This is a genomic window from Mesorhizobium sp. BAC0120 (genome assembly GCF_033542235.1).
Taxonomy (GTDB): Bacteria; Pseudomonadota; Alphaproteobacteria; order Rhizobiales; family Rhizobiaceae; genus JAWRCU01.
Window position 1 is genome coordinate 238,970 of the sequence record NZ_JAWRCU010000001.1, and the last position, 20,197, is coordinate 259,166.

A 20,197-nucleotide genomic window follows, 5' to 3' on the forward strand; every position below is an offset into this window, starting at 1 on the left:
TCGAGATCAGTCTAGGGTTTTGAGCGACGCAAGCAGTTCGTTGAGGCGGTCGTAGCACTCGGCGGCGCCATGCTCCATGCCGGTTGCGATGATGGCATCGCGAATGTCCCTGGATGCCACCAGCATCGTCACCGTCATGGCGGTCTTGCCGTCATTCTCGGTCAACTCTGTCGTTATCAGTGCCTCGCCAGGATAATCATCGAACGCCTCGGTGTGCACGATGCGCTCGTCCGGAATGATTTCGCGGAACGTGCCGCCCCAGCCGAGCCGTGAGCCATCCGGTGCCTGGCTGACATAGCGGTATTTTCCGCCCACCTTGAGATCGACCTCGCAGAGAGGCAGTCTGAAGCCGTGCGGTCCGAGCCAGCGCTGTATCAGCTCCGGCCGGGTCAAAGCTGCGTAGACCAGCCGGCGCGGCGCGTCGAAGACGCGCGTCATGACGATCTCGCGGTCGGACGGCGTGGTCACTTTCAGCGTTCCGATGTTCTTCATGGTCTGCTCTCCAGCTTGCAGTGATTTGTCGTGCGGGCATCAAAGTGAATTGGCGCGTTATCTACGCACCGGCTGCCCAGCTTCAAGGAACTCGTCCAGCCTGCGGCAGTTCTCGCAATTACCCTTCCTCGTGGACGATCTCAGCACGGCATCGCAGGTTTGGTCCAGGCGTCAAAGACGAGCCTGCGCGGCGCGCCGAAGAGGCGCGATGAGGATTTCGCGGTCAGCGCACGGCGACGATCTTCAGCATCCCGTCCACGCCCCCTTAGCGATTCACCGATGCCTCGGCGAGCTCGAGGCACGCAAGGATTGCCCGCCGAGTGGTTCGGCAAGCGCTGCGAAAGTAGCATCAACACCGCTGTGCATCGTCACGTCAATGACCGAGTAGTTCTAAAACTACCCGGTCATTGATGATGATCATCACAGCATCAAGACCCTAACGGAATAGGAGAATGAACTCGGATAACCAGCTTCCCCTCCGCTCATGCCCCTACTCACCTAACCCCCTATTCCCTCACTCCCCTACCCCTGCATCGGCACCCATATCTCCACACCGCCCTCGCCGGTCTTCGGATCGAAGCGCTCGTCATAGTGCTCGATCATCATAAGCGGCCCTTCGGCAGCCTTCTTGCCGGACTTCGGCAGCCACTCGGAGAAGATGGCAGCACAAGTCGAGCCTATCTTCGAGACGTGGCCCTCATGTGCGAACACAGCGTACCGCCTGCCAGGAAAACGCTGCCCGACAAAGCCTTCCGGCAGATCGTCCAGCGATCTCACGGCAACCCCGCAAGTGTAATCGAAACCGTTCTGGTCATCGGGCGAAGCCGCCGTGCAGATGCCGTAAGCCGAACGTCCGACTGCGCCCGGTATATGGCCGAAGAATTGATTGAACCGCTGCCATTGGGCCGGGATGCCGGCGCGGGCGTCGTAAGTGTAATATTGCCTCAGCCCCGCGACGAGCATCGCTCCGATGTCGCGGTAAACCGGAGGTGGGAGTTTGATTGCGGGAAGGTCTGACATTCGGATCGCCTCCATGAGCGGAAGGTTGTCGAGACAGCGCCTGGTGCGGACCTCCTCCGGCGTCAGCCCGAAAAAGTCGCGGAAGGCGCGAGTGAATGCCTCGTGGGAGCCGTACCCTGCATCGAGTGCGACAGAGAGGATATCGGGCGCACCGTCCGCAAGCGCGCGTGCCGCTTCCGTGAGGCGGCGGCCGCGCAGGTAGGCGAATACCGAATGGCCGATCACCTCCGGAAACACTCGTGACAGGTGAAAGCGCGATAGGCCGCTGGCCTCGGCGACATCGCCCAGTGTGAGTGGGCCGCTCGAGTGGCTTTCGATAAACCAGAGCGCCTTTTTTACCGCGTCCATGTCGATTTCCCAGGATGCGAAACGACTATGCATCAGCGCGCCCGGTTGCATTTGATCGTGATTGCGGCAGGGCGCAATCACCGTTGACGCTATTGCGGATACGCGCAACGATCGGCGGATCCGGCGGCATCGAGCGCTCAAACAGGGAGGACAACATGGCAAAGCGCGTGCTCGTTTTGATAGGCACCAGGAAGGGCGCCTTCATTCTCCACGGTGACGAAGGGCGGAAATCCTGGGAGCTCAAGGGCCCCTTCTGCGAGACTTGGCCGATGAACCATGTGGTCGGCCATGCAGAGAGCGGCGCGATTTTTGGCGGCGGCGGCAATGAGTGGTTCGGCCCGGCCGTCTGGAAGACGACCGACCTCGGCGAGACATGGACGCATTCCAGCGCCGGGCTTGCCTACGAAGCCGGCGAGGAACCTATCAAGGCGGTGTGGAGCATCGCACCCAGGAACGGCAGTCTTTATGCCGGCGTGCAGCCCGCCGGGCTGTTCCGCAGCGATGATCGCGGCGAGACCTGGCAACATGTCGAAGGGCTGCAGAAGCACCCCTCGCGGCCGAGCTGGAACCCCGGTGGCGCCGGGCTGATCCTCCATTCGCTCGTTCTGCATCCGCAAGATGAGGGCCAGATCTGGGTCGGCATCTCGGCGGCGGGCGTGTTTCATACCGCTGACGGCGGCAAAACCTGGGAGCCGCGCAACAAGGGCACGCGCGCCGACTTCCTGCCCGAAGGCGAGAACTATCCCGAATTCGGTCAATGCGTGCACAATCTGGTCATGGCGTCAGGAAAGCCGGAGCGGCTTTACCAGCAGAACCATTGCGGCATGTATCGCTCGGACAACGGCGGCAAGAGCTGGCAGAGTGTCGAGGAGGGCCTGCCCTCGAGCTTCGGCTTCCCGGCCGCAGCACACCCTCGCGACCCGGACACCGCTTATCTGATCCCGCTCAACGGCGACACGAAAGGTCGCTATGTGCCGGACGCCAGCGCAGCAGTGTGGCGCACGCGCGACGCCGGCAGCACCTGGGAAGCGATGCGGAAGGGCCTTCCACAGAAGAACGCATATTTCGGCGTGCTGAGGCAGGCAATGGCGGTGGACCGATTGGAGCCCGCCGGCATCTATTTCGGAACGAGCACGGGCAGCCTGTTCGCCAGCGCCGACGAGGGAGACAGCTGGACGCCGGTTGCCGAGCATCTGCCGATCATCACATCGGTGGAGACGATGGTCGTTGACAAATAACGGTGGAGGCTACCCGTGCTGGAAAGGGCTCAGATGATCGCAGCGACGGAGGCACCAGCAAGGATCACCGTCCGGCTCCCAGGCGTGCTGGTGGACCTTTTCCCCGGTTCGACGCGTTCGGTCGAAATGGCAGCCACCACCGTCGACGAGATGATGGATGAGCTCGACCGGCGCTGGCCGGGCATGCGTGACCGGCTCTGCGACTCCAGGCCGTCAATCAGAAAGCACATCAATGTCTTCATCGACGGGGAACGCGCAACGCTTGAGACGCGGATCGATCCGGAAGCCGAGGTGTTCGTGCTCACCGCAATCAGCGGAGGATGACCTAGCTTCGGAGACCGTTTCCTTTTCGGCTCAAGGCCAGCACAGGCCCTGGCAAATGGCGGAGCCGAAAAGGTAAACCGTCCCCTGCTCCTGAACCCGTACAGCGCCCTCGCTCAGCTCCGCGGGGCGGGCCTTCCAGCAATAGGCTTCTTCTTGGGCGCTGGGAGCAGGCCTTCACGCTGCGCCTGCTTGCGCGCCAGTTTGCGCGCTCGGCGCACCGCCTCTGCCTTCTCGCGGGCCCTTCTCTCGGAAGGTTTTTCATAAGCGCGGCGGGCTTTCATTTCGCGGAAGAGGCCCTCCCGCTGCATCTTCTTTTTCAAGACACGAATGGCTTGTTCGACGTTGTTGTCGCGTACGAGTACCTGCAATGTTTTTCCTGACTTGTGTACGTCCGCTCATTCGGACCTGTGTCCGCGGCGGAACCTGACAGAAGCGCGCCCGCTTGGCGCACCGATGAATGATATATGTTAGCAGCATTCGGTGGGAAATGTATCCCGCAGGCTGAAATATTTCTCCTGCTCGTCCCACGGTCTGTTATCGTCGCTTCCAGAAATTTGCGACGGGAGCTTCCTGTGGCGACAAAGTCGGACGATGCCCGAGCAAGGGCAGACCAGAAATTCAAGAAGTCGGAGCAGGCGGCGACCGCGCGCGATAAGGCCATGGCCGAGTATATGGCCGAAGCGGAGAAGCAGCGCGCCAAGACAGCCAGGCTCAAGGCGCTGAGGCTCGCCAAGGAAGCCGAGGACGCTGCAGCCGCCACCGTAAAGCCGAAGAGAAAGGCGGCAGGCAAGGCGCCGAAGAAATAGCTCCCTCTACGAGCTCGGTCCTGGGAAGCTCATGCTAGAAAAGATTCGCTGGAGCACCGGACCGCATGGCGCAGCGGCCATCGGCCAATCCGATGCGCAACAAAGAGATAGCGCGACCTAGCTATCCCGGTTTAAGGCGCACCACTCTACGCCGAATGCCGGAGACTCAAGCCCGTCCCCTTGTCGAACAGCACGACCTTCTCCGGATTCCAGGCAAAGCGCACAGGCTGCTCGATGGCAACATCGGTCCGGGCCGCCACTGTGGCGCGAAGCATGACGTCGCCGACACGGAGCGTCAGGATCTTCTCCACCCCGTGGTTCTCGACATCATGGACCCTGGCTTCGATCGGTGCGCCGGATTCGAGATAGAGGTCCTCCGGCCGAATGCCGAAGACGAGCGGCCTGCCGTCGGCATTTGCGGCAGGACCATGGTAAGGTAACTCGAAGCTCATCGGCGCCACCACTGCTTTGCCGGAGACGAGCCTGCCATCGACCAGGTTCATCGGCGGCGAACCGACGAAGCTCGCCACGAAGGTGTCGCGTGGGTTGTTGTAGATTTCGTTCGGCGTCCCGGTCTGCACCAGCCGGCCATGGTTCAAGACGCCAACCTTGTCACCCATCGACATTGCCTCGATCTGGTCGTGCGTGACGAACAGGAAGGTCTGACCGAGATTCATCTGGATGTTCTTGAGCTCGGTCCTGAGCGCCTCGCGCAGCTTGGCGTCGAGTGCCGATAGCGGCTCATCCATGAGGAAGACGCGCGGCTTGCGCACGATCGCACGCCCGATCGACACCCGCTGCATCTCGCCACCGGAAAGCTTGTCGGTCTTACGGTCGAGCAGATGGTCAATGCGCAAGGTCCTTGCCACTCGCGCCACCCGCTCGGCGATTTCAGCGTCCGGCACGCGCCTGATTTTCGACTTCAGCGGAAATTCGAGATTCTCGCGGACGGTATAGCGCGGATAGAGAGAATATTGCTGGAGCACCAAAGCTACGTCACGCTCGGCCGCCCCCCAGTCGGCCACATCGACGCCGTCGATGAACACCTGGCCGGAGGTCGGCTTCTCCAGGCCGGCGACAATCCGCAGCGTCGTCGTTTTGCCGGCACCCGTCTCGCCGAGCAGCACGAAGAACTCGCCGTCGGCAATATCGAGGTCGAGATTGTTCAGCGCGGTGTGGCGGCCGAAAAGCTTGGTAACGTTCTTCAGCTGGATATGCGCCATGGGAGTCCTTCTTTGCCGCAGCTTTCCCGGGAAAACCGCGCGACACCTTTCCGAAACCTGCTCACAGCGTCACACCAAGCGAGTCGCCGCTTTCATTATTGAAGAAATGCGCATGGCTGGGATCGATCCTCGCGAAGACACGATCGCCGACGGATTTCACATAGCCGCTCCTGGTGCGCGCGCGCAGCATCTGCGGACCGACCTTGAGGTCGACAATGTCATAGGCGCCGAGCGGCTCGATGATATGTGCTTCGACGGGCACATATCCGTCGGCGCTATCATAACGCACCAGCACGCCCTCGGGTCGGACGCCGAGCGCCAAATTGCCGTTGACATGCTTGTGCTGATCGAGCTTCGGCAGGAGCTCGGCAGGAAAGGCGAAGCCCTCCGGCGCGCCCTCGACAGTGACACGCGCCGCGCTGTTGTCGGCCGCTACCGACGCCTTGATGATGTTCATCACCGGGCTGCCGACGAAGCGCGCCACGAACATGTTGTTCGGATGCGCATAGACTTCCTCCGGCGAGCCGACCTGCTGCAGCACACCCTCATGCATAATCACGATACGGTCGGCGAGGCTCATCGCTTCGATCTGATCGTGCGTGACGTAGATGGTGGTGGAGCCCTGCTTCAGATGCAGCCGCTTGATCTCGGCGCGCATCTCCTCGCGCAGCTTGGCGTCGAGCGCGCCGATCGGCTCGTCCATCAGCATAGCCTTGGGTCGGCGCACCAGCGCTCGTCCGATCGCCACACGCTGCATGTCGCCGCCCGAAAGCGCTGAAGGCTTTTTGTCGAGCAGCTCGGTAATACGCAGCACCTTGGCGATCTCGCGCACCGCCTTGTCGACTTCGCTTTTGCTCATACGCGTCGCCTTCAACGGAAAGGCGATGTTCTCGTAGACGTTCATGTGCGGGTAGAGCGAGAATGACTGGAACACCATGGCGATGTCCCGGTCCGAACACTTCAGATGGTGCACCGGCTTGCCGTCGATCAGGATGTCGCCCTCATCGATCGTCTCCAGTCCCGCAATCGCGCGCAGCGTCGTCGTCTTGCCGCAGCCGGACTGGCCGAGCAGCACGATGAACTCGTTGTCGTCGATTTTGAGATTGAGGTCCTTGATGACCTGGAGGGCGCCAAAGAATTTCTGGATCCCGCGAAGCTCGATCTGGGTCATGAGCGACCTTCTTCTTCCGACGGAACGTCTGCAGGTTCGCCTTCTTTCGGGCCGAACCAGCCGGTGAACATGAACGTCAGCAATCCGATAATGATGACCGTCAGGCCATAACGATGAAGCAAAAGGCTCCACGGCTGGCAGAGCGCGATGATTCCGAGCACCATAACGATCTCGGCCGCGCGCTGTAGAGTGGCATGGCGGATCATTTGCGTATAGCTCCGAAGGTCACGCCGCGCAGAAGATGGTTACGAAGCACGAAGGTGAAGATCGCGACCGGCAGCAGGAAGAGCAGCGTGCCCGCGGCGATCACGGTCCAGTCCGGCAGGCCGGAGCCGACCTGGCTTGGGATGAAGGGCGGTGCAGTCTGAGCCCTGCGGTTGGTCATGATCAGCGCGAAGGCGTATTCATTCCAGGCAGTGATGAAGCAGAAGACGGCGGTGGCTGCGATGCCGGTTGCCGCTTCGGGCAGCACGATCTTGAAGAAGGCCTGCATGCGCGTATAGCCGTCAACGAGCGCCGCTTCCTCGTACTCCTTCGGGATCTCGTCCATGAAGCCCTTCATCAGCCATACCGCGAAGGAAAGGTTGAAGGCGGTGTAGAGGATGATCAGGCCCCAATGCGTGTCGTTGAGGCCGACCGCGCGATACATCAGGAACATGGGGATAGCGACCACGACGGGCGGCAGCATTCTGGTCGATAGGATGAAGAACAGCAGGTCCGCCTCGCCCTTTATCTTGAAGCGCGAAAAACCGTATGCCGTGAAGGTTCCCATCCCAACTGCGAGCACGGTCGAGGTGATGGCGACGATCAGCGAGTTCATGAAACGGTTCGGATAGCCCGACCACTGCACGTTGCCTTTGCCGTCGCGCACGACCTTCTCGCCGCCGTCGAAGACCATCCGCTCCCACCACGGCGCTGCCGCATATTCCTCCGGCGTCGGCTGTGTGCGCAGCTGCGAGCGTTTGACGAAAAGTTTCACGAACGGCGAGATCTCCGGCTGGAACACGATCGTCGGAGGGACGGTTGTGGCAAGGTTGCGCGGCTTGAACGCCGTCGATGCGATCCAGTAGATCGGCGCAAGAAAGATCAGCGTGATGATCAGCACGGCGACGATGGCGATGCGGTTGGCCGCGATCTCGCCGGATGTGCGGACGGCAGCCATGTCAGCGCTCCTTCACCTTGTTCAGATACTTCACGTAGATGTTGGTGATGGCGAGCACCATGATCAGCACGATGTAGGCGAGCGCGCAGGAGCGGCCGGTCTGCCACTCCTGGAAAGCCATCTTGTAGAGCCGGATCGAGATCAGCTCGGTGGTCGGCTGACTGCTCAGGATGTAGGCGAGATCGAAGGTCTTGAACGCTTCCATCGTGCGAAAGATGATCGCAATCATCAGGATCGGCGCAACCAGTGGCAGCGTGATACGGAAGAAGGTGTAGAAGGGCCCCGCCCGGTCGATTGCGGCCGCCTCATAGAGGTGCTTAGGCACGGCCGAAAGGCCCGCCAGCGACAGGAGCATCACAAAAGGAGACCACATCCAGATGTCGGTGAGCGCTACCGCATAAAGCGCCATGTCGGGATTGGAGAGCCATTCGAAGGATCCCAGGCCAAACGCATAGTTGATGATGCCGAAGGACGGCTCGTAGAGCAGTTTCCAGAACAGGCCGACCACTGCCATCGACAGCATCATCGGCAGCAGCAGAACGGTCGTGAGCAGGCCCTTGAAGGGAATGTCCCGGTTGAGCAGCATCGCCATGCCGAAGCCGACGAGGACCTGGCCGACAACGGAAACGATCACGTATTTCGCGGTGATGGCGAAGTTCGACCATACGAAAGGATCGTTGAGCAGGTCGCGATAGTTCTGCAGACCGACGAAGTTCGCGGCCGCGTTGGTGGACGCGCGGAAATCGGTGAAGGAGTAGCCGAGGGAATAGATCAGCGGAAAGATGTTGAAGACGATCAGGAACAGGATCGTCGGAACGATGAACGCATTGCGGATCGTGATGTCGCTCCAGCCGCGCGTCGCTGCGCGCGAAGCGGGATCGAGCGTCGTCAATACAGCAGTCGCCACGGCGTCCTCCTCCACGCGCTTGCATGCCGAAAAAGCAAAGGAGGGGGCGGTTTCGCCCCCTCCTCGATCGGACGGGGTTATTGGTTTCGTCCGTACTTCTTGAAGGTCGCGTTCCAGTCCGCCGCAAGCGCGTCGAGCGTTTCCTTCGCGCTGCCGCTATTGCCCGTCACATACGGATAGACGCGCTGGTTAAGCTGCTGCAGGAGTTCGGCATATTCCGGCACGGCCCAGAAATCCTTCACCTTGAACATGGTCTCGTAGAAGGCCTTGTTGTAGGGCGTCGCGTTCTGGAACTCGGCCGATTCAAGCACGGACTTGTTGCAGGTATAGCCGCCGAGCTCCGCCCACTTCTTCTGGGTCTCGTCCTTGATGAACCACTCCAGGAATTTGAAGGCCTCTTCCTGGTTCTTCGAGTAGGAGACGATCGAGATGCCCTGCCCGCCGAGCGCGGCGAACTGGTCGCCATCCGGGCCGGGCGGGTTGGCGAAGAAGCCCGTCCCCTTTGCATTCGGGTTGGAGGCCTCGTTGATGAGCGCCGGGAAGAAAGCGAAGTAGTTCATGCTCATCGCAGCCAGGTTCTCGGTGATGGCCTGGTTGTCTTCGACGAAGAATGACTTCGCCCAGCCGGGAGGCGCGAACTTGTAGAGCTCCTTGTAAGCCTCCAGCGCGGCAACGGCCTTGTCGGAATTGACGATGCCGTCGACCTTGTAATTCGCGTAATCGCCAAGCTCGCCACCGTAGGAGAAGAGCGCGTTTTCGAAGCCCATTGCCATCGCGTCATAGGAATTGTCCGTATAGATCGCGATGCCGTACCTCTTCTGGTCAGGCCGGTAAAAGAACTCCGCGATGTCGCGCAGCTGCTTCCAGTCCTTCGGCACATCCAGATCATAGCCGTATTTGGCCTTGAACGCTTCCTTCTCCTTGGGATCTTCGAACCAATCCTTGCGATAGGACCAGCCGACGGCATCGCCCTCGGCCGGGATCGACCAGTATTTGCCGCTGTTGCCCGGATATTCGGAATAGAACTTCACGGTAGCCGGAGCCATGGTCTCGAGGACCTTGTTCTTTTTGACAAAATCCGTGAGGTCCACATAGTGACCGCCTTCGGAGGCGGCGCCGAGCCATTGCGAGTCACCCACGATCAGGTCGTAGGCATCGCCCTTGGCATTGAATTCGGCGAAGGCCTTGGTCTGGAAATCCGACCACGGCGTGGTCTCCACCGTCACCTTGACGCCAGTTTCCTTCTCGTACTCGTTGGCGAGTTCCTGCAGGTAGTTCGACGGATCCCACTCCGCCCAGAAAATCGTGAGTTCCTGCGCATTGGCTGCATGAACGGAAATACCGCCAGCCAAGGCCAAGCTCGCCCCGGCCAGCAGGCCGGTTATTGTCTTGCGCATTGTGTTCCTCCCTTGTGCGCACCTACCGTATGAGACGGCCGGCGTCGGTCGCCGGTCCAGGTAGTCCTCCGTGCCGTAGTTTGCGGGGTTCAGCCGATCCGGTCGCCCGGCCCCCGCTGGCCCCGAACAGATCGTGGCTCCTCAACCCCGTTCCGCTCCTCCTGCCCAATCTGGTATTACCAATTTCCGACTTCCGTCAAGCGCTTTCTTGTGTGGCATCCGGCGCGAAAAGGCGGAATTCAACGCGGCTTTTCTTCGCTTTTCTTCCATTTGTTCCGGTTTTGACCAGAGAACGAAAGACGGGACTCGGATTTGATGGTATTTTTTTCGGAGCTCCCATAAAAACTGGTCCAACCAGTTGAAGCAAGCCGTCGCAGCTCACTGGCGCTATTTTTCTCCATCTTCCCCACTTTCTCCTTGCCTGACGGCCGCCTCCACCAGTGAACGGGCTACCCATTGCGCCACCGACAGCGTCTCAGCGCTGTCCAGGCCCCAAATGTCCTTCAACACGATCAGCACCTCGACCCCGAAGACGAGCGAAAGCGCCTGAACCAGCCGCTCGAACTCAGGCTCGCTGAGTTTGCATTTCAAGGGCGCCAAAGCATTTTTCAAAAGCTCGACCCGACGACCCCGATTGAACTGCGGCTCGGTGCCGAGCGTGCCGGCGTGACGCTGCGCCCACTGCTCGATCGACAGCTTGAGGGCTGCCTTGAAAGTCGCCTCGAAGGCTTCGATTCGGGGCATCGCAACATCCAGCAGATCGGCGATCCGCTCTACGGCATCCGTCGAGTCCGACCGCCATCCGAGAATGGGACCAAGGCCCTCGCCGACAACAGCCTGGACGAGCGCCGCCTGGCTTGGGAAGTAGCGATAGGCCGTGGCCCTCGAGACGCCTGCCGCTTCCGCCACCTCGCTCACGGAAGGCGTGACACCCGCCTGCATCAGCCGACTGGCAGTGGCGAGCATCAGCCGTCTTGTGCGGGCCCGCGGCCCACGTTCCGCGGCTGCATCTATTCTGGTTTCTTGACGTGAGACAGGCATATCAATATGGTATGCGCGTCTCATCAAAAAGCAACGATCATACGGAATATTTCGGGGCGGGCGGCCGGAGCCAACGGCAGGGGATGACTGTTGGCTCCGGTAGGAGGACGATGGCAAAGCGTGTCTATGTCGTCGGCACGGCCGACACGAAGGGGGACGAACTCGGCTTTCTCGCCGACAAGGTGGCCGCTCTGGGCTCCGAAGTCCTGCGCGTCGACATCGGCACAGGAGCGCCGCCGACTGTCGCCGTCGACATTACGGCAGACGAGGTCGCCGCTCACCACCCAGACGGGGTCTCGGTTGTGCTCGGCGGGGACGACCGCGGCATAGCAGTAGCGGCCATGGCCGAGGCATTTGCCCGCTTCACCGAGACGCGCACCGACATGGCCGGCATCGTTGGTATCGGCGGCGGGGGCGGCACGGCCATCATCACGGCAGGCATGCGGCGCCTGCCGCTGGGACTGCCGAAGATCATGGTGTCGACCCTCGCATCCGGTGACGTCGCCCCGTATGTCGACGTCTCGGACATTATCATGATGCCGTCGGTCACCGACATGGCTGGTCTCAACAGGCTGTCGCGCGTGATCCTGTCGAATGCCGCGCAGGCGATCGCCGGCATGGCAAGGGCTCCTGCCCCAGCAGCGGAAGGCAAGCCGGCGATCGGCCTTACGATGTTCGGCGTCACGACCCCTTGCGTAACCGCAATCGCCGAGAGATTGCGCGACGACTACGACTGCATGGTCTTCCATGCGACCGGCACGGGCGGCCGCGCAATGGAAAAGCTTGCCGACAGCAGGCTCCTCGCAGGTGTCATCGATATCACCACGACGGAGGTCTGCGACCTTCTTTTCGGCGGCGTGCTACCGGCGACCGAAGATCGCTTCGGCGCCATCGCGCGCACCGGACTGCCCTTTGTCGGCTCGGTCGGCGCGCTCGACATGGTGAACTTCTGGGCTCCGACGACTGTGCCGAGAAAGTACCGCAAAAGGCTTCTCTACAGGCACAATCCCAATGTGACGCTGATGCGCACTTCGGCCGAGGAGTGCATCGCGATCGGCCGCTGGATCGCCGCGAAGCTGAATGCCTGCGAGGGACCGGTGCGCTTCCTGATCCCGGAAAGGGGCGTATCGGCGCTTGACGTCGAAGGCGGCGCATTCTTCGACGCGGCTGCGGATCACGCACTCTTTTCCACCATCGAAGAGACATTTCGGCAGACGGACCGCCGTCGTCTCGTGCGACTGCCTTGGCACGTCAACGACCCGCGCTTCGCCCAAACGGCTGCCGCCCAATTCCGTGAGATCGCAAAAGGATAGTGGCCGACGATGCCTTCCATACTTCGCAAGAATATCCTCGAGAAATTCCGCAGGATGATAGAGGCGGGCCAGCCTATTGTCGGCGGCGGTGCCGGTACGGGCATATCGGCCAAGGCGGAGGAAGCCGGCGGCATCGACCTGATCATAATTTATAATTCGGGCCGCTATCGTATGGCCGGTCGCGGCTCGGCAGCCGGTCTGCTGGCCTATGGCAATGCCAACGAGATCGTCAAGGAGATGGCCCGCGAGGTGCTGCCGGTGGTGAAAGCGACACCGGTGCTCGCGGGTGTCAACGGAACCGATCCGTTTGTGCTGATGGAGCCGTTCCTCGGCGAGCTGAAAGCCATGGGCTTTTCTGGAGTCCAGAACTTCCCGACGATCGGCCTGTTCGACGGGACGATGCGGCAGAGCTTCGAGGAAACCGGCATGGGCTACGGGCTCGAGGTCGACATGATCGCGCTCGCCCACAAGCTCGATCTTCTGACCACGCCTTATGTTTTCAACACCGACGAAGCCAAGGCGATGACCAAGGCCGGCGCCGATATCATCGTCGCCCATATGGGCGTCACTACCGGGGGCACGATCGGCGCGACCTCGGCGAAGTCGCTGGACGACTGCGTGAAGGAGGTGGACGCCATTGCCAAAGCCGCGCGGTCGGTGCGCACGGACGTGATCGTGCTCTGCCACGGCGGGCCGATCTCGATGCCGGAGGATGCGCGCTACATGCTCGAACGCGTCGAAGGGCTGAACGGCTTCTATGGCGCGAGCTCGATGGAGCGGCTGCCGGCCGAACGAGCAATCGCCGAGCAAACCAGAAACTTCAAGTCTATCGAACGCGGATCAACGCCCGCCTGACCTGTTCCTTGATTTGGCGCAAGGCGGGGAGCGCGGCGCTGGCATAACAGGTGCCGGATGCCGCGTTCGGGCCTGCCATGCTGCAAATCAACACCAACTTGCGTCCAGCCGCAGTCCAGAAGGCGGGACTGGCTGGAACCGTCCGTTCCATCTGGGTCCATAGATGGTCGATTGTGGGGCTGTTGCTGGCTGTCGGTGTCGTGGCTTGGCTGCTTGCCCGTTGGCTGGTCGGCCCCGAAGTCGTCGTCTATCCGGTTGTGCGCGGCGATCTGGTCAAGACCGTGGTTGCCAGCGGCCATGTGGAGACCCCTTTCCGCGTCAATATCGCCAGCCAGATCACCGGCACGGTCCAGGATGTGCTGGTGGACGAGGGGCAGACAGTCAAGCAGGGGCAGCCTCTCATCGCGCTCGAGCCCAGCGAGCTGAAAGCAACGGTGGTCGCAGCCGAAGGAGCTGTGGCGCAGGCGGAGGCGCGGGTTCGCCAGATGCGCGAACTTACGCTTCCGGCGGCGCAGCAGGCGCTTGAGCAGGCCCAGGCCACTCTCACCGACGCGCAAGCCGCCTATCAGCGGGCGGAAGACCTTTTCAAAGGGGGATTCGGGACCAAGGAGACCCTCGACGGTGCCACCAAGAACCTCAATGTCGCACGTACCCAAGTCCGGACTGCCGAGCTGCAGGTCTATACCTCGCAACCTGGAGGAAGCGCCTACGTAGTGGCCGAGACCGAGCTTAATCAGGCCAACGCGAACCTTGGCACTGCCCGCGCGCGTCTGGGCTATGCAACTATCACGGCTCCACGGGACGGGGTTCTGATCACCCGCAACGTCGAGCGCGGTGCGGTCGTCCAGCCGGGAACGGCGCTCCTCGTCCTGGCGCCCACCGGAAACATCCAGCTCGTGCTGCAGATCGATGAGAAGAACCTGGGTCTGCTCCGCATTGGCCAGACTGCGCTGTCGTCGGCGGACGCCTATCCCGACCAGCGCTTCGCTGCCACGCTGACCTACATCAATCCTTCGGTGGACATCACGCGGGCCTCCGTGCAGGTGAAGCTCACGGTCACCAGCCCGCCTGCCTATCTGCGCCAGGACATGACAGTCTCCGTGGATATTGCAGTCGACCGCCGTCCGTCGACGCTGATCGTCCCGGCGCGTGCCGTCCACGATTCCACATCCTCCTCTCCCTGGCTGCTGGTCATTCGCAACGGCCGGGCGCGCGAGCAGGCAGTGCAGCTCGGGCTCCGCGCCAGCGACCAGATCGAGATCCTGAGCGGGCTCACGGCGGGCGAACTCGTCATTCCGGTGGCCGCCGGCGTCATGGCCGGTCAGCACATCCGGCCGGTCACGTCATGAAACGTTGGCTGACATTCGCCTGGATTGCAGCACTTCGCTTTCTCTCCGAAGGCCGCATGCAGACCGGCTTCATTCTCGGGGGCATCGCCATCGGTGTGGGGGTGATCGTCTTCATGTCGGCTATGCTTACCAGCGTGCAGACCAATTTCACCAACCGGGTCCTGACCTCGCAGCCGCAAATCTCGCTTCAGCCCCCCGACGAAGTTGCCCGTCCGCTGCGGCAGAAGGACGAAGTCATCGAGGCCGCTATCGTGCAGCGTCCGACCCAGCGCGTCCTGTCGCTCGATCAATGGCAGACGATCCTTGCCAGGATGCGGGCACGAACCGACGTCCTCATCGCAACACCTTCCGTATCGGGTTCGGCACTCGCCGTGCGTGGCGACGCGAGCCGTAGCGTCGGCATTCTTGGCATGGAACCCGACGACTATTTCCGGATCGTACGGCTCCCTGACTACATTGTCTCGGGCGAGGCCAGCCTCGGGACGGACGACATTCTCGTCGGTCTTGACCTGGCAAACGATCTCGGCGCGACGGTCGGCGACAAACTCAACCTCGCAACGGGGAATGGAGGAAACCGTATCCTGACGATCAGGGGAATCTTCGATCTCGGCAACAAAGGTGTCAATGAGCGCAACACCTATGTCCAGCTGCGAACTGCACAAAGCTTGCTGAACCTGATCGGCGGAGTGACCGATATCGCCCTGACCGTGACCGACGTCTATGCGGCAGAAACCGTTGCAAAGGACATCGGGGCCATCCTGCCGGTGAAGGCCGAGAGCTGGATTGTGACCAATGCCCAATTCTTCACCGCCATCAGAGCGCAGACCCTCTCAAGCCTGCTGATCCGCAGCTTCGTCGGGCTATCGGTGGCTTTCGGCATTGCTGCTGTCCTCATCGTCTCCGTGCTCCAGCGTTCCAAGGATATCGGTATCCTGCGCGCCATGGGCAGCTCGCGCGGCCAGATATTGCGGATATTTCTCATTCAAGGTGGCGTTCTCGGGTTCGTTGGCTCGCTGGTCGGATGCGCTCTGGGCGCCGCCGCGCTGTTGGCGTGGCATCGCTATGCCCGCCAGCCGAACGGAGCAGAACTTTTCCCGCTGATCGTGCAGCCGAGCCTCTTCGTTTGGTCGGCTGTCTTGGCCACCCTCACTGGCGTGATCGCCGGAATAGTCCCGGCCTTGCGCGCCGCCAGGCTCGACCCTGTGGAGGCGATCCGTGGCTGATCTTCTCGTCCTCGAGGGAATCCGAAAATCCTACAATGTCGGCACGCCCGTTGAGACGGAAGTGCTCCACGGCATCGACATGGTGATCAAGCTCGGCGAATTCGTAGCACTGATGGGGCCTTCGGGCTCCGGCAAAAGCACTCTGCTGAACATCATCGGCCTGCTCGACCGCCCTACGTCAGGTAGCCTGCTTATCGGCGGCGAAGAGACGACGCAGCTCTCGGATGCGGACCTGACCAAGCTCCGTGCCCACACGATCGGCTTTGTCTTCCAGTACCATCACCTCATTTCGGCCTTTACCGCACGGGAGAATGTGCTGATGCCGATGCTTGTCGACCGAGGCAGGCCTGATTCCGAAATGGAGATGCGTGCCGACGAGCTTTTAGACTGGGTCGGGCTCGCCAGGTGGCGTGATAATCGCGCAATGAACATGTCCGGCGGCCAGCAGCAGCGCGTTGCCGTCGCACGCGCTTTGGCGATGGATCCACTGCTCGTGCTGGCCGATGAACCGACGGGAAACCTCGACACCGCCTCGGCCCGCAGCGTGTTCGAGTTGATGCGTCGCTTCAATGTAGAGCGCAGCACCACATTTCTGTTCGTCACGCACAATCACGATCTTGCCGACCGCTGCGACCGGATTGTCGAGGTGGTCGATGGCCGAATTACCGAGGACCGCGTCAATCCTGAGGGAAAGAGCCGGCGTTGATGCAGCAAAGCCCATCTTCTGAACCGGTCCGGCGCCGTCGTTCGCCGTCATTCACGATCCAGCTTCACCTCGAAGGGCCACCTAGGCTCGTTCTGCGGAGGTCTGCTATGCGACCCAATTGGCGAGCAACAAGACGATATCGCTGCCTTATACCAGCAAGAGCCTTGCCGCTGGGGCAGATTCGGTAGATTGTGACAGTAATGAACGTCGTCGCAAACCATACCGCAGTGCCGGAGGACACGCTCCTGCCGCGCGACACGCGGCGAGCCTTGCCGATCGCGCTGTTGAGAGCCCGCGAGGCAGTGGTGGCGCGCTTCCGGCCGATCCTTTCGGCGCGCGATGTCACCGAGCAGCAATGGCGGGTGATCCGGGTGCTGGCCGAGGATAGCCCACTCGACGCAAGCGAGGTGGCGAATCGGGCCTGCGTGCTCGCGCCGAGCTTGACCCGCATGATCAAGGCTCTGGAGGACCGCAAGCTCATCACGCGCGAGCGCGACCCGGGCGACGGTCGAAGAATCAGCCTTTCAATTGCACCCGCTGGTCTCGCCATGATCCGCGAGGTTACGCCCGAGACCTGCGCGATCTATTCCCAAATTGAGGCGCGCTACGGGCGCGAGCACATGGAACGGCTGCTCGATCTGCTGTGCGAACTCGCGGACCTTAAAGAGTAGGCCGTTTCTAGCTCGCCGAGGCTTTATACAGCCCTCTTCTTGCGCCTCTCGTAGAGCATGGCGAGCGTTTCGGCGATGAGCGCGGGCTTCTCTGCGCCTTCGATTTCGATCGTGTTCGTCGCCTTCATCAGATACTGGCCTGGCCCAACATTCTCGACCGACAGCAGTGTCGTGCGCAGCCTGACTCTCGTGCCGGTTATGACCGGCGCGAGAAAGCGGACCTTGTCGAGCCCGTAATTGAAGGCCGCCTGGGTGTTCTCTGGGATCGCGCCGATGGTCTGGATGAGCGACCCCACCAGCGACAGCGTGAGATAGCCGTGCGCAATGGTCTTGCGGAACGGACTCTCGCGGCGCGCCCGCTCCGGATCGGTATGTATCCACTGACGGTCCCCGGTGCAGTCGGCGAATTGCTGGATCATCGCCTGATCGACGACCACCCATGGCGAGACGCCGAGCTCGCAGCCGATCTTCTGCTTCAGCTCCTCGAAGGTTGGCACTGCCATGCTTTTCGCCTCTGGTAAGCCTGCGGCCAGCCGGTTGATCGGCCGTCCGCATTTTGGTGTAGCGCATCGGACCGAAAGTGAGCAGCGGTTTTCAGACAAATCCGATGAGTAATCAAATAGCGAAAATCTGGTGTTTGGAAAACGACTTGGGAAGCACGGCTGCCATTGCAGGTCAGCTTGGCTACCGCCACCTGACTCAGCAAATATTCGCCGCAAATTTGCTTCCCGAAGCTGCATCATTTCCGGTGCGCGGCAAGCTTGCGATCCGGGGCGGCACCAGGGCAGCTACTTCTTGTCTTCGAAGCCGGCCCGAATTTCCTCCATCGATTCGCGCATCCGCTCCCGCAATATGTCGATGGATTCGCCCCCGGATTTCTTCACGATTTCGGCCATCTCGCCAGCGTTCTTGACAGCGGTCTCAAAGCTCTTTCGGGCGAAATCGGCCTGTTTGGACATGAGCTCCCGCGGATCGCTTCCGGCGCGATAGTTCTGCGCGAGATCGGCGACTTCGCTCAGCGTCTGCTGCAGCATCTCGCGCTGCTTTGCCATCAGTGACGACGTTCCTGCAGCACTTGCCTGGACTGATTTCTGCAGCGCTTCGAGATTCTTGCGGTGATGATCGAGCACTGCCTCTACATCGACTTTCGGCAGCTTCATTTGCGAGCCGAGCTTCGAAAACATGTCGAAGATCGATTCCGTCTCCGGTTTCCTGGCCATCGCGACCTCCAGTCAGCCCCGGCCTCACCCCAATTCATCCTGCTCGGCGCGTAGAATATGCCAAGCTCGGAATCGGTCAATTCGCAAAGAAGAGATGCTCGATTGAATAGAGCACGAGCCCGGCAAGCCCTCCGATCACCATGCCGTTGAAGCGGATATATTGCAGGTCGCGGCCGATATTTAGCTCGATAAGCCGGGTGAGCTGCGCAAGGTCCCAGCGCTTGACCTGGTCGGCAATGAAGGTCGACACGCCACTCTTCTGGCTCTCCACGAAGGCGGTGAGCGCGACGACGAAGCCTTCATTCATGTCGGCCCGAACCTTGGGATCGGCTGCAAGCTGGCGGCCGGCATCCACGAACAGGCTGGCGAGATGCTCACGCATGCGCGAATCCTCGGCCTTCAGATCCTCTTCCACGAACTCGCGGAGGCTCTTCCAAATGTCGTCGGCAATGGAGCCGAGCTCGCGCCGTGAAAGCAGTTCCTGCTTGAGCTGCTCGGCACGCAATGCATATTCCGGCGAATCCCGCAGCGTTTCGATGAAGCCGATCACGAACCGGTCGAACTCGTGCCTGAGGGCATGGTTCTGGTCGGAGAGGACCTCCGCGAACAGCGCGCCGGCAGACGCGACGATTTTCCTGACCAGGTAAGCGTCTGCCTGGAATACTCTGAACAGCGATGGCAGTTCGTTGCGGATCTTCTCGCGCATTGCCGCAAGCGCGGCCTCGTCATTGAGGAATTTCTCGAGCACGCCGACCAGCTCATCGAACAGCTTCTGATGGCGGCGATCCTCGGTGGCGGCCATCAAAAGCTCGGCCGCGAGCGGCGCGACCCGCACTTTCTTCAGCAAGTCGAGCACACGCTGGCCGATGAAGCCGCGCAGGTTCGAACCTTCCATCGCAGAAATCGCCTGTGGCATCAAATGCCCGACGAAACCGGAAAGATCGTGGGCGCGCGAGGGATGGGCGAGCCATTCCGCGACGAGCGCTGCGAAATCCACTTCCTTCAGCTTCTTGCGTACCGGCTCAGGCGCGAGGAAATTGGCCTCGATGAAGCGCCCGAGATTGTCGGCGATGCGGTTCTGGTTGGCCGGAACGATTGCCGTGTGCGGAATCGGCAGGCCGAGCGGCCGTCGGAACAGCGCAACAACGGCGTACCAATCGGCAATACCGCCGATGGTGGCCGCTTCGGCGAAAGCCGCGATAAAGCCGAGCCACGGCCAACGCGATTGAAACATGCGGGCCGTGGCGAAAACAGCCACACATAGGCAGAGCGCGGCGGTGGCAATGAATTTCGTGCGCCTCAGCGCCGCGACCTTGGCCTTGTCTCGCGCATCGCCGGCTGCACGGACGAACTCTGGCGATGCCGCGCGTTCTGCGGTCACCCTGCCTCGCTCTGGACTGCACTATTGCCGAAGCCTGCGCCAAGCGGCGGAATCGGCTCATCCATTGTCGCGCTCCTTGCTAATGTCCCGATTCTGAAATTCGCGCGAGTTTGATATGCGCTCCGAGCAAATTTCAGAATCATAGGGGACACTAGCAACTCATTGATTCCTAGTGTCGTTTGAGCCCGAACTCCGAAATCACGACTCTAGTTCCCCCGAGAAATCCGTTTCTCGCGGGCGTGAATATCGTTGGACGGCGGTCCGCTTTCAAGCGCGGCAATCGGTCTATGGCAGCTTGGTGCGATTTAAGTTGACAACAGAACTCATCTTCGACTGATTAGAGGTTTGAA

At 61.2% G+C, this 20,197-nt stretch carries 22 protein-coding genes; 9 read left to right on the forward strand and 13 right to left on the reverse strand.

The features are described from left to right. Positions 1-6: 6 nt before the first annotated feature. Together SAZ10_RS01110 and SAZ10_RS01115 are read right to left on the reverse strand one after the other, a co-directional pair. Positions 7-492 carry an SRPBCC family protein gene (locus SAZ10_RS01110; RefSeq protein ID WP_318607314.1) on the reverse strand — a complete coding sequence of 162 codons (486 nt, stop codon included), beginning with the start codon at positions 490-492 and terminating at the stop codon, positions 7-9. Positions 493-1,014: 522 nt separating this feature from the next. Beyond that, the gene (locus SAZ10_RS01115; protein WP_318607315.1) at positions 1,015-1,860 is read right to left on the reverse strand and encodes an AraC family transcriptional regulator; all 846 of its coding nucleotides are present in this window, start codon (positions 1,858-1,860) and stop codon (positions 1,015-1,017) included. A 155-nt stretch (positions 1,861-2,015) separates the two neighbouring features. Between SAZ10_RS01115 and SAZ10_RS01120 the strand changes: the two genes are divergently transcribed. Beyond that, entirely contained in the window at positions 2,016-3,098 is a 1,083-nt protein-coding gene (locus tag SAZ10_RS01120; protein WP_318607316.1) for an exo-alpha-sialidase, read from the forward strand. Positions 3,099-3,131: 33 nt separating this feature from the next. Beyond that, entirely contained in the window at positions 3,132-3,422 is a 291-nt protein-coding gene (locus SAZ10_RS01125) for a MoaD/ThiS family protein (protein ID WP_318607317.1), read from the forward strand. A 113-nt stretch (positions 3,423-3,535) separates the two neighbouring features. On the opposite strand, the gene rpsU is transcribed toward SAZ10_RS01125, so the two are convergent. Further along, positions 3,536-3,790, reverse strand: a complete 255-nt coding sequence (gene rpsU / locus SAZ10_RS01130; RefSeq protein ID WP_318607318.1) for a 30S ribosomal protein S21 — start codon at positions 3,788-3,790, stop codon at positions 3,536-3,538. A gap of 204 nt (positions 3,791-3,994) precedes the next feature. Here rpsU and SAZ10_RS01135 point away from each other — a divergent pair, with 204 nt between their 5' ends. Continuing rightward, entirely contained in the window at positions 3,995-4,228 is a 234-nt protein-coding gene (locus SAZ10_RS01135) for a hypothetical protein (protein ID WP_318607319.1), read from the forward strand. A gap of 146 nt (positions 4,229-4,374) precedes the next feature. On the opposite strand, the gene SAZ10_RS01140 is transcribed toward SAZ10_RS01135, so the two are convergent. The 7 genes from SAZ10_RS01140 to SAZ10_RS01170 form a co-directional block, all read right to left on the reverse strand. Next, on the reverse strand, positions 4,375-5,451 hold the full coding sequence (locus SAZ10_RS01140; protein ID WP_318607320.1) for an ABC transporter ATP-binding protein: 1,077 nt from the start codon (positions 5,449-5,451) through the stop codon (positions 4,375-4,377). Between the two features lie 61 nt (positions 5,452-5,512). Beyond that, positions 5,513-6,622 carry an ABC transporter ATP-binding protein gene (locus SAZ10_RS01145; RefSeq protein WP_318607321.1) on the reverse strand — a complete coding sequence of 370 codons (1,110 nt, stop codon included), beginning with the start codon at positions 6,620-6,622 and terminating at the stop codon, positions 5,513-5,515. Next, entirely contained in the window at positions 6,619-6,828 is a 210-nt protein-coding gene (locus SAZ10_RS01150) for a hypothetical protein (protein ID WP_318607322.1), read from the reverse strand. Before SAZ10_RS01150 ends, SAZ10_RS01145 begins: the two co-directional genes overlap by 4 nt. Beyond that, positions 6,825-7,784: a carbohydrate ABC transporter permease gene (locus SAZ10_RS01155; protein ID WP_318607323.1), complete on the reverse strand. Its 960-nt coding sequence runs from the start codon at positions 7,782-7,784 to the stop codon at positions 6,825-6,827. The genes SAZ10_RS01150 and SAZ10_RS01155 overlap by 4 nt, the downstream gene beginning before the upstream one ends. A gap of 1 nt (position 7,785) precedes the next feature. Next, positions 7,786-8,691, reverse strand: a complete 906-nt coding sequence (locus SAZ10_RS01160; RefSeq protein WP_318607324.1) for a sugar ABC transporter permease — start codon at positions 8,689-8,691, stop codon at positions 7,786-7,788. Positions 8,692-8,768: 77 nt separating this feature from the next. Then, positions 8,769-10,088 carry an extracellular solute-binding protein gene (locus tag SAZ10_RS01165; RefSeq protein ID WP_318607325.1) on the reverse strand — a complete coding sequence of 440 codons (1,320 nt, stop codon included), beginning with the start codon at positions 10,086-10,088 and terminating at the stop codon, positions 8,769-8,771. 387 nt (positions 10,089-10,475) lie between these two features. Further along, positions 10,476-11,129 (reverse strand): TetR/AcrR family transcriptional regulator, encoded by a 654-nt coding sequence (locus SAZ10_RS01170; RefSeq protein WP_412535134.1) that lies wholly within the window; start codon positions 11,127-11,129, stop codon positions 10,476-10,478. A 110-nt stretch (positions 11,130-11,239) separates the two neighbouring features. Between SAZ10_RS01170 and SAZ10_RS01175 the strand changes: the two genes are divergently transcribed. The 6 genes from SAZ10_RS01175 to hpaR all read left to right on the forward strand — a co-directional run bounded on the left by SAZ10_RS01175 (position 11,240) and on the right by hpaR (position 17,246). After that, positions 11,240-12,442, forward strand: a complete 1,203-nt coding sequence (locus SAZ10_RS01175; protein WP_318607327.1) for a Tm-1-like ATP-binding domain-containing protein — start codon at positions 11,240-11,242, stop codon at positions 12,440-12,442. Positions 12,443-12,451: 9 nt separating this feature from the next. After that, positions 12,452-13,297, forward strand: coding sequence for a phosphoenolpyruvate hydrolase family protein (locus tag SAZ10_RS01180; RefSeq protein ID WP_318607328.1), 846 nt, complete (start codon positions 12,452-12,454; stop codon positions 13,295-13,297). A gap of 77 nt (positions 13,298-13,374) precedes the next feature. Next, positions 13,375-14,646 (forward strand): efflux RND transporter periplasmic adaptor subunit, encoded by a 1,272-nt coding sequence (locus tag SAZ10_RS01185; RefSeq protein WP_318607329.1) that lies wholly within the window; start codon positions 13,375-13,377, stop codon positions 14,644-14,646. Next, positions 14,643-15,869: an ABC transporter permease gene (locus tag SAZ10_RS01190; RefSeq protein WP_318607330.1), complete on the forward strand. Its 1,227-nt coding sequence runs from the start codon at positions 14,643-14,645 to the stop codon at positions 15,867-15,869. The genes SAZ10_RS01185 and SAZ10_RS01190 overlap by 4 nt, the downstream gene beginning before the upstream one ends. Then, a complete protein-coding gene (locus SAZ10_RS01195; protein WP_318607331.1) occupies positions 15,862-16,575 on the forward strand; it encodes an ABC transporter ATP-binding protein in 714 nt (237 codons plus the stop codon). The genes SAZ10_RS01190 and SAZ10_RS01195 overlap by 8 nt, the downstream gene beginning before the upstream one ends. 200 nt (positions 16,576-16,775) lie before the next feature. Next, positions 16,776-17,246: a homoprotocatechuate degradation operon regulator HpaR gene (gene hpaR, locus SAZ10_RS01200; RefSeq protein WP_318607332.1), complete on the forward strand. Its 471-nt coding sequence runs from the start codon at positions 16,776-16,778 to the stop codon at positions 17,244-17,246. A gap of 23 nt (positions 17,247-17,269) precedes the next feature. Here the strand turns inward: hpaR and SAZ10_RS01205 are convergent, their stop codons facing one another. The 3 genes from SAZ10_RS01205 to SAZ10_RS01215 all read right to left on the reverse strand — a co-directional run bounded on the left by SAZ10_RS01205 (position 17,270) and on the right by SAZ10_RS01215 (position 19,847). Next, entirely contained in the window at positions 17,270-17,749 is a 480-nt protein-coding gene (locus SAZ10_RS01205) for a MaoC family dehydratase (protein WP_318607333.1), read from the reverse strand. 285 nt (positions 17,750-18,034) lie between these two features. Then, positions 18,035-18,466 (reverse strand): TIGR01841 family phasin, encoded by a 432-nt coding sequence (locus tag SAZ10_RS01210; RefSeq protein ID WP_318607334.1) that lies wholly within the window; start codon positions 18,464-18,466, stop codon positions 18,035-18,037. A 76-nt stretch (positions 18,467-18,542) separates the two neighbouring features. Beyond that, positions 18,543-19,847 carry a DUF445 domain-containing protein gene (locus tag SAZ10_RS01215; RefSeq protein WP_412535135.1) on the reverse strand — a complete coding sequence of 435 codons (1,305 nt, stop codon included), beginning with the start codon at positions 19,845-19,847 and terminating at the stop codon, positions 18,543-18,545. Positions 19,848-20,197: the final 350 nt, after the last annotated feature.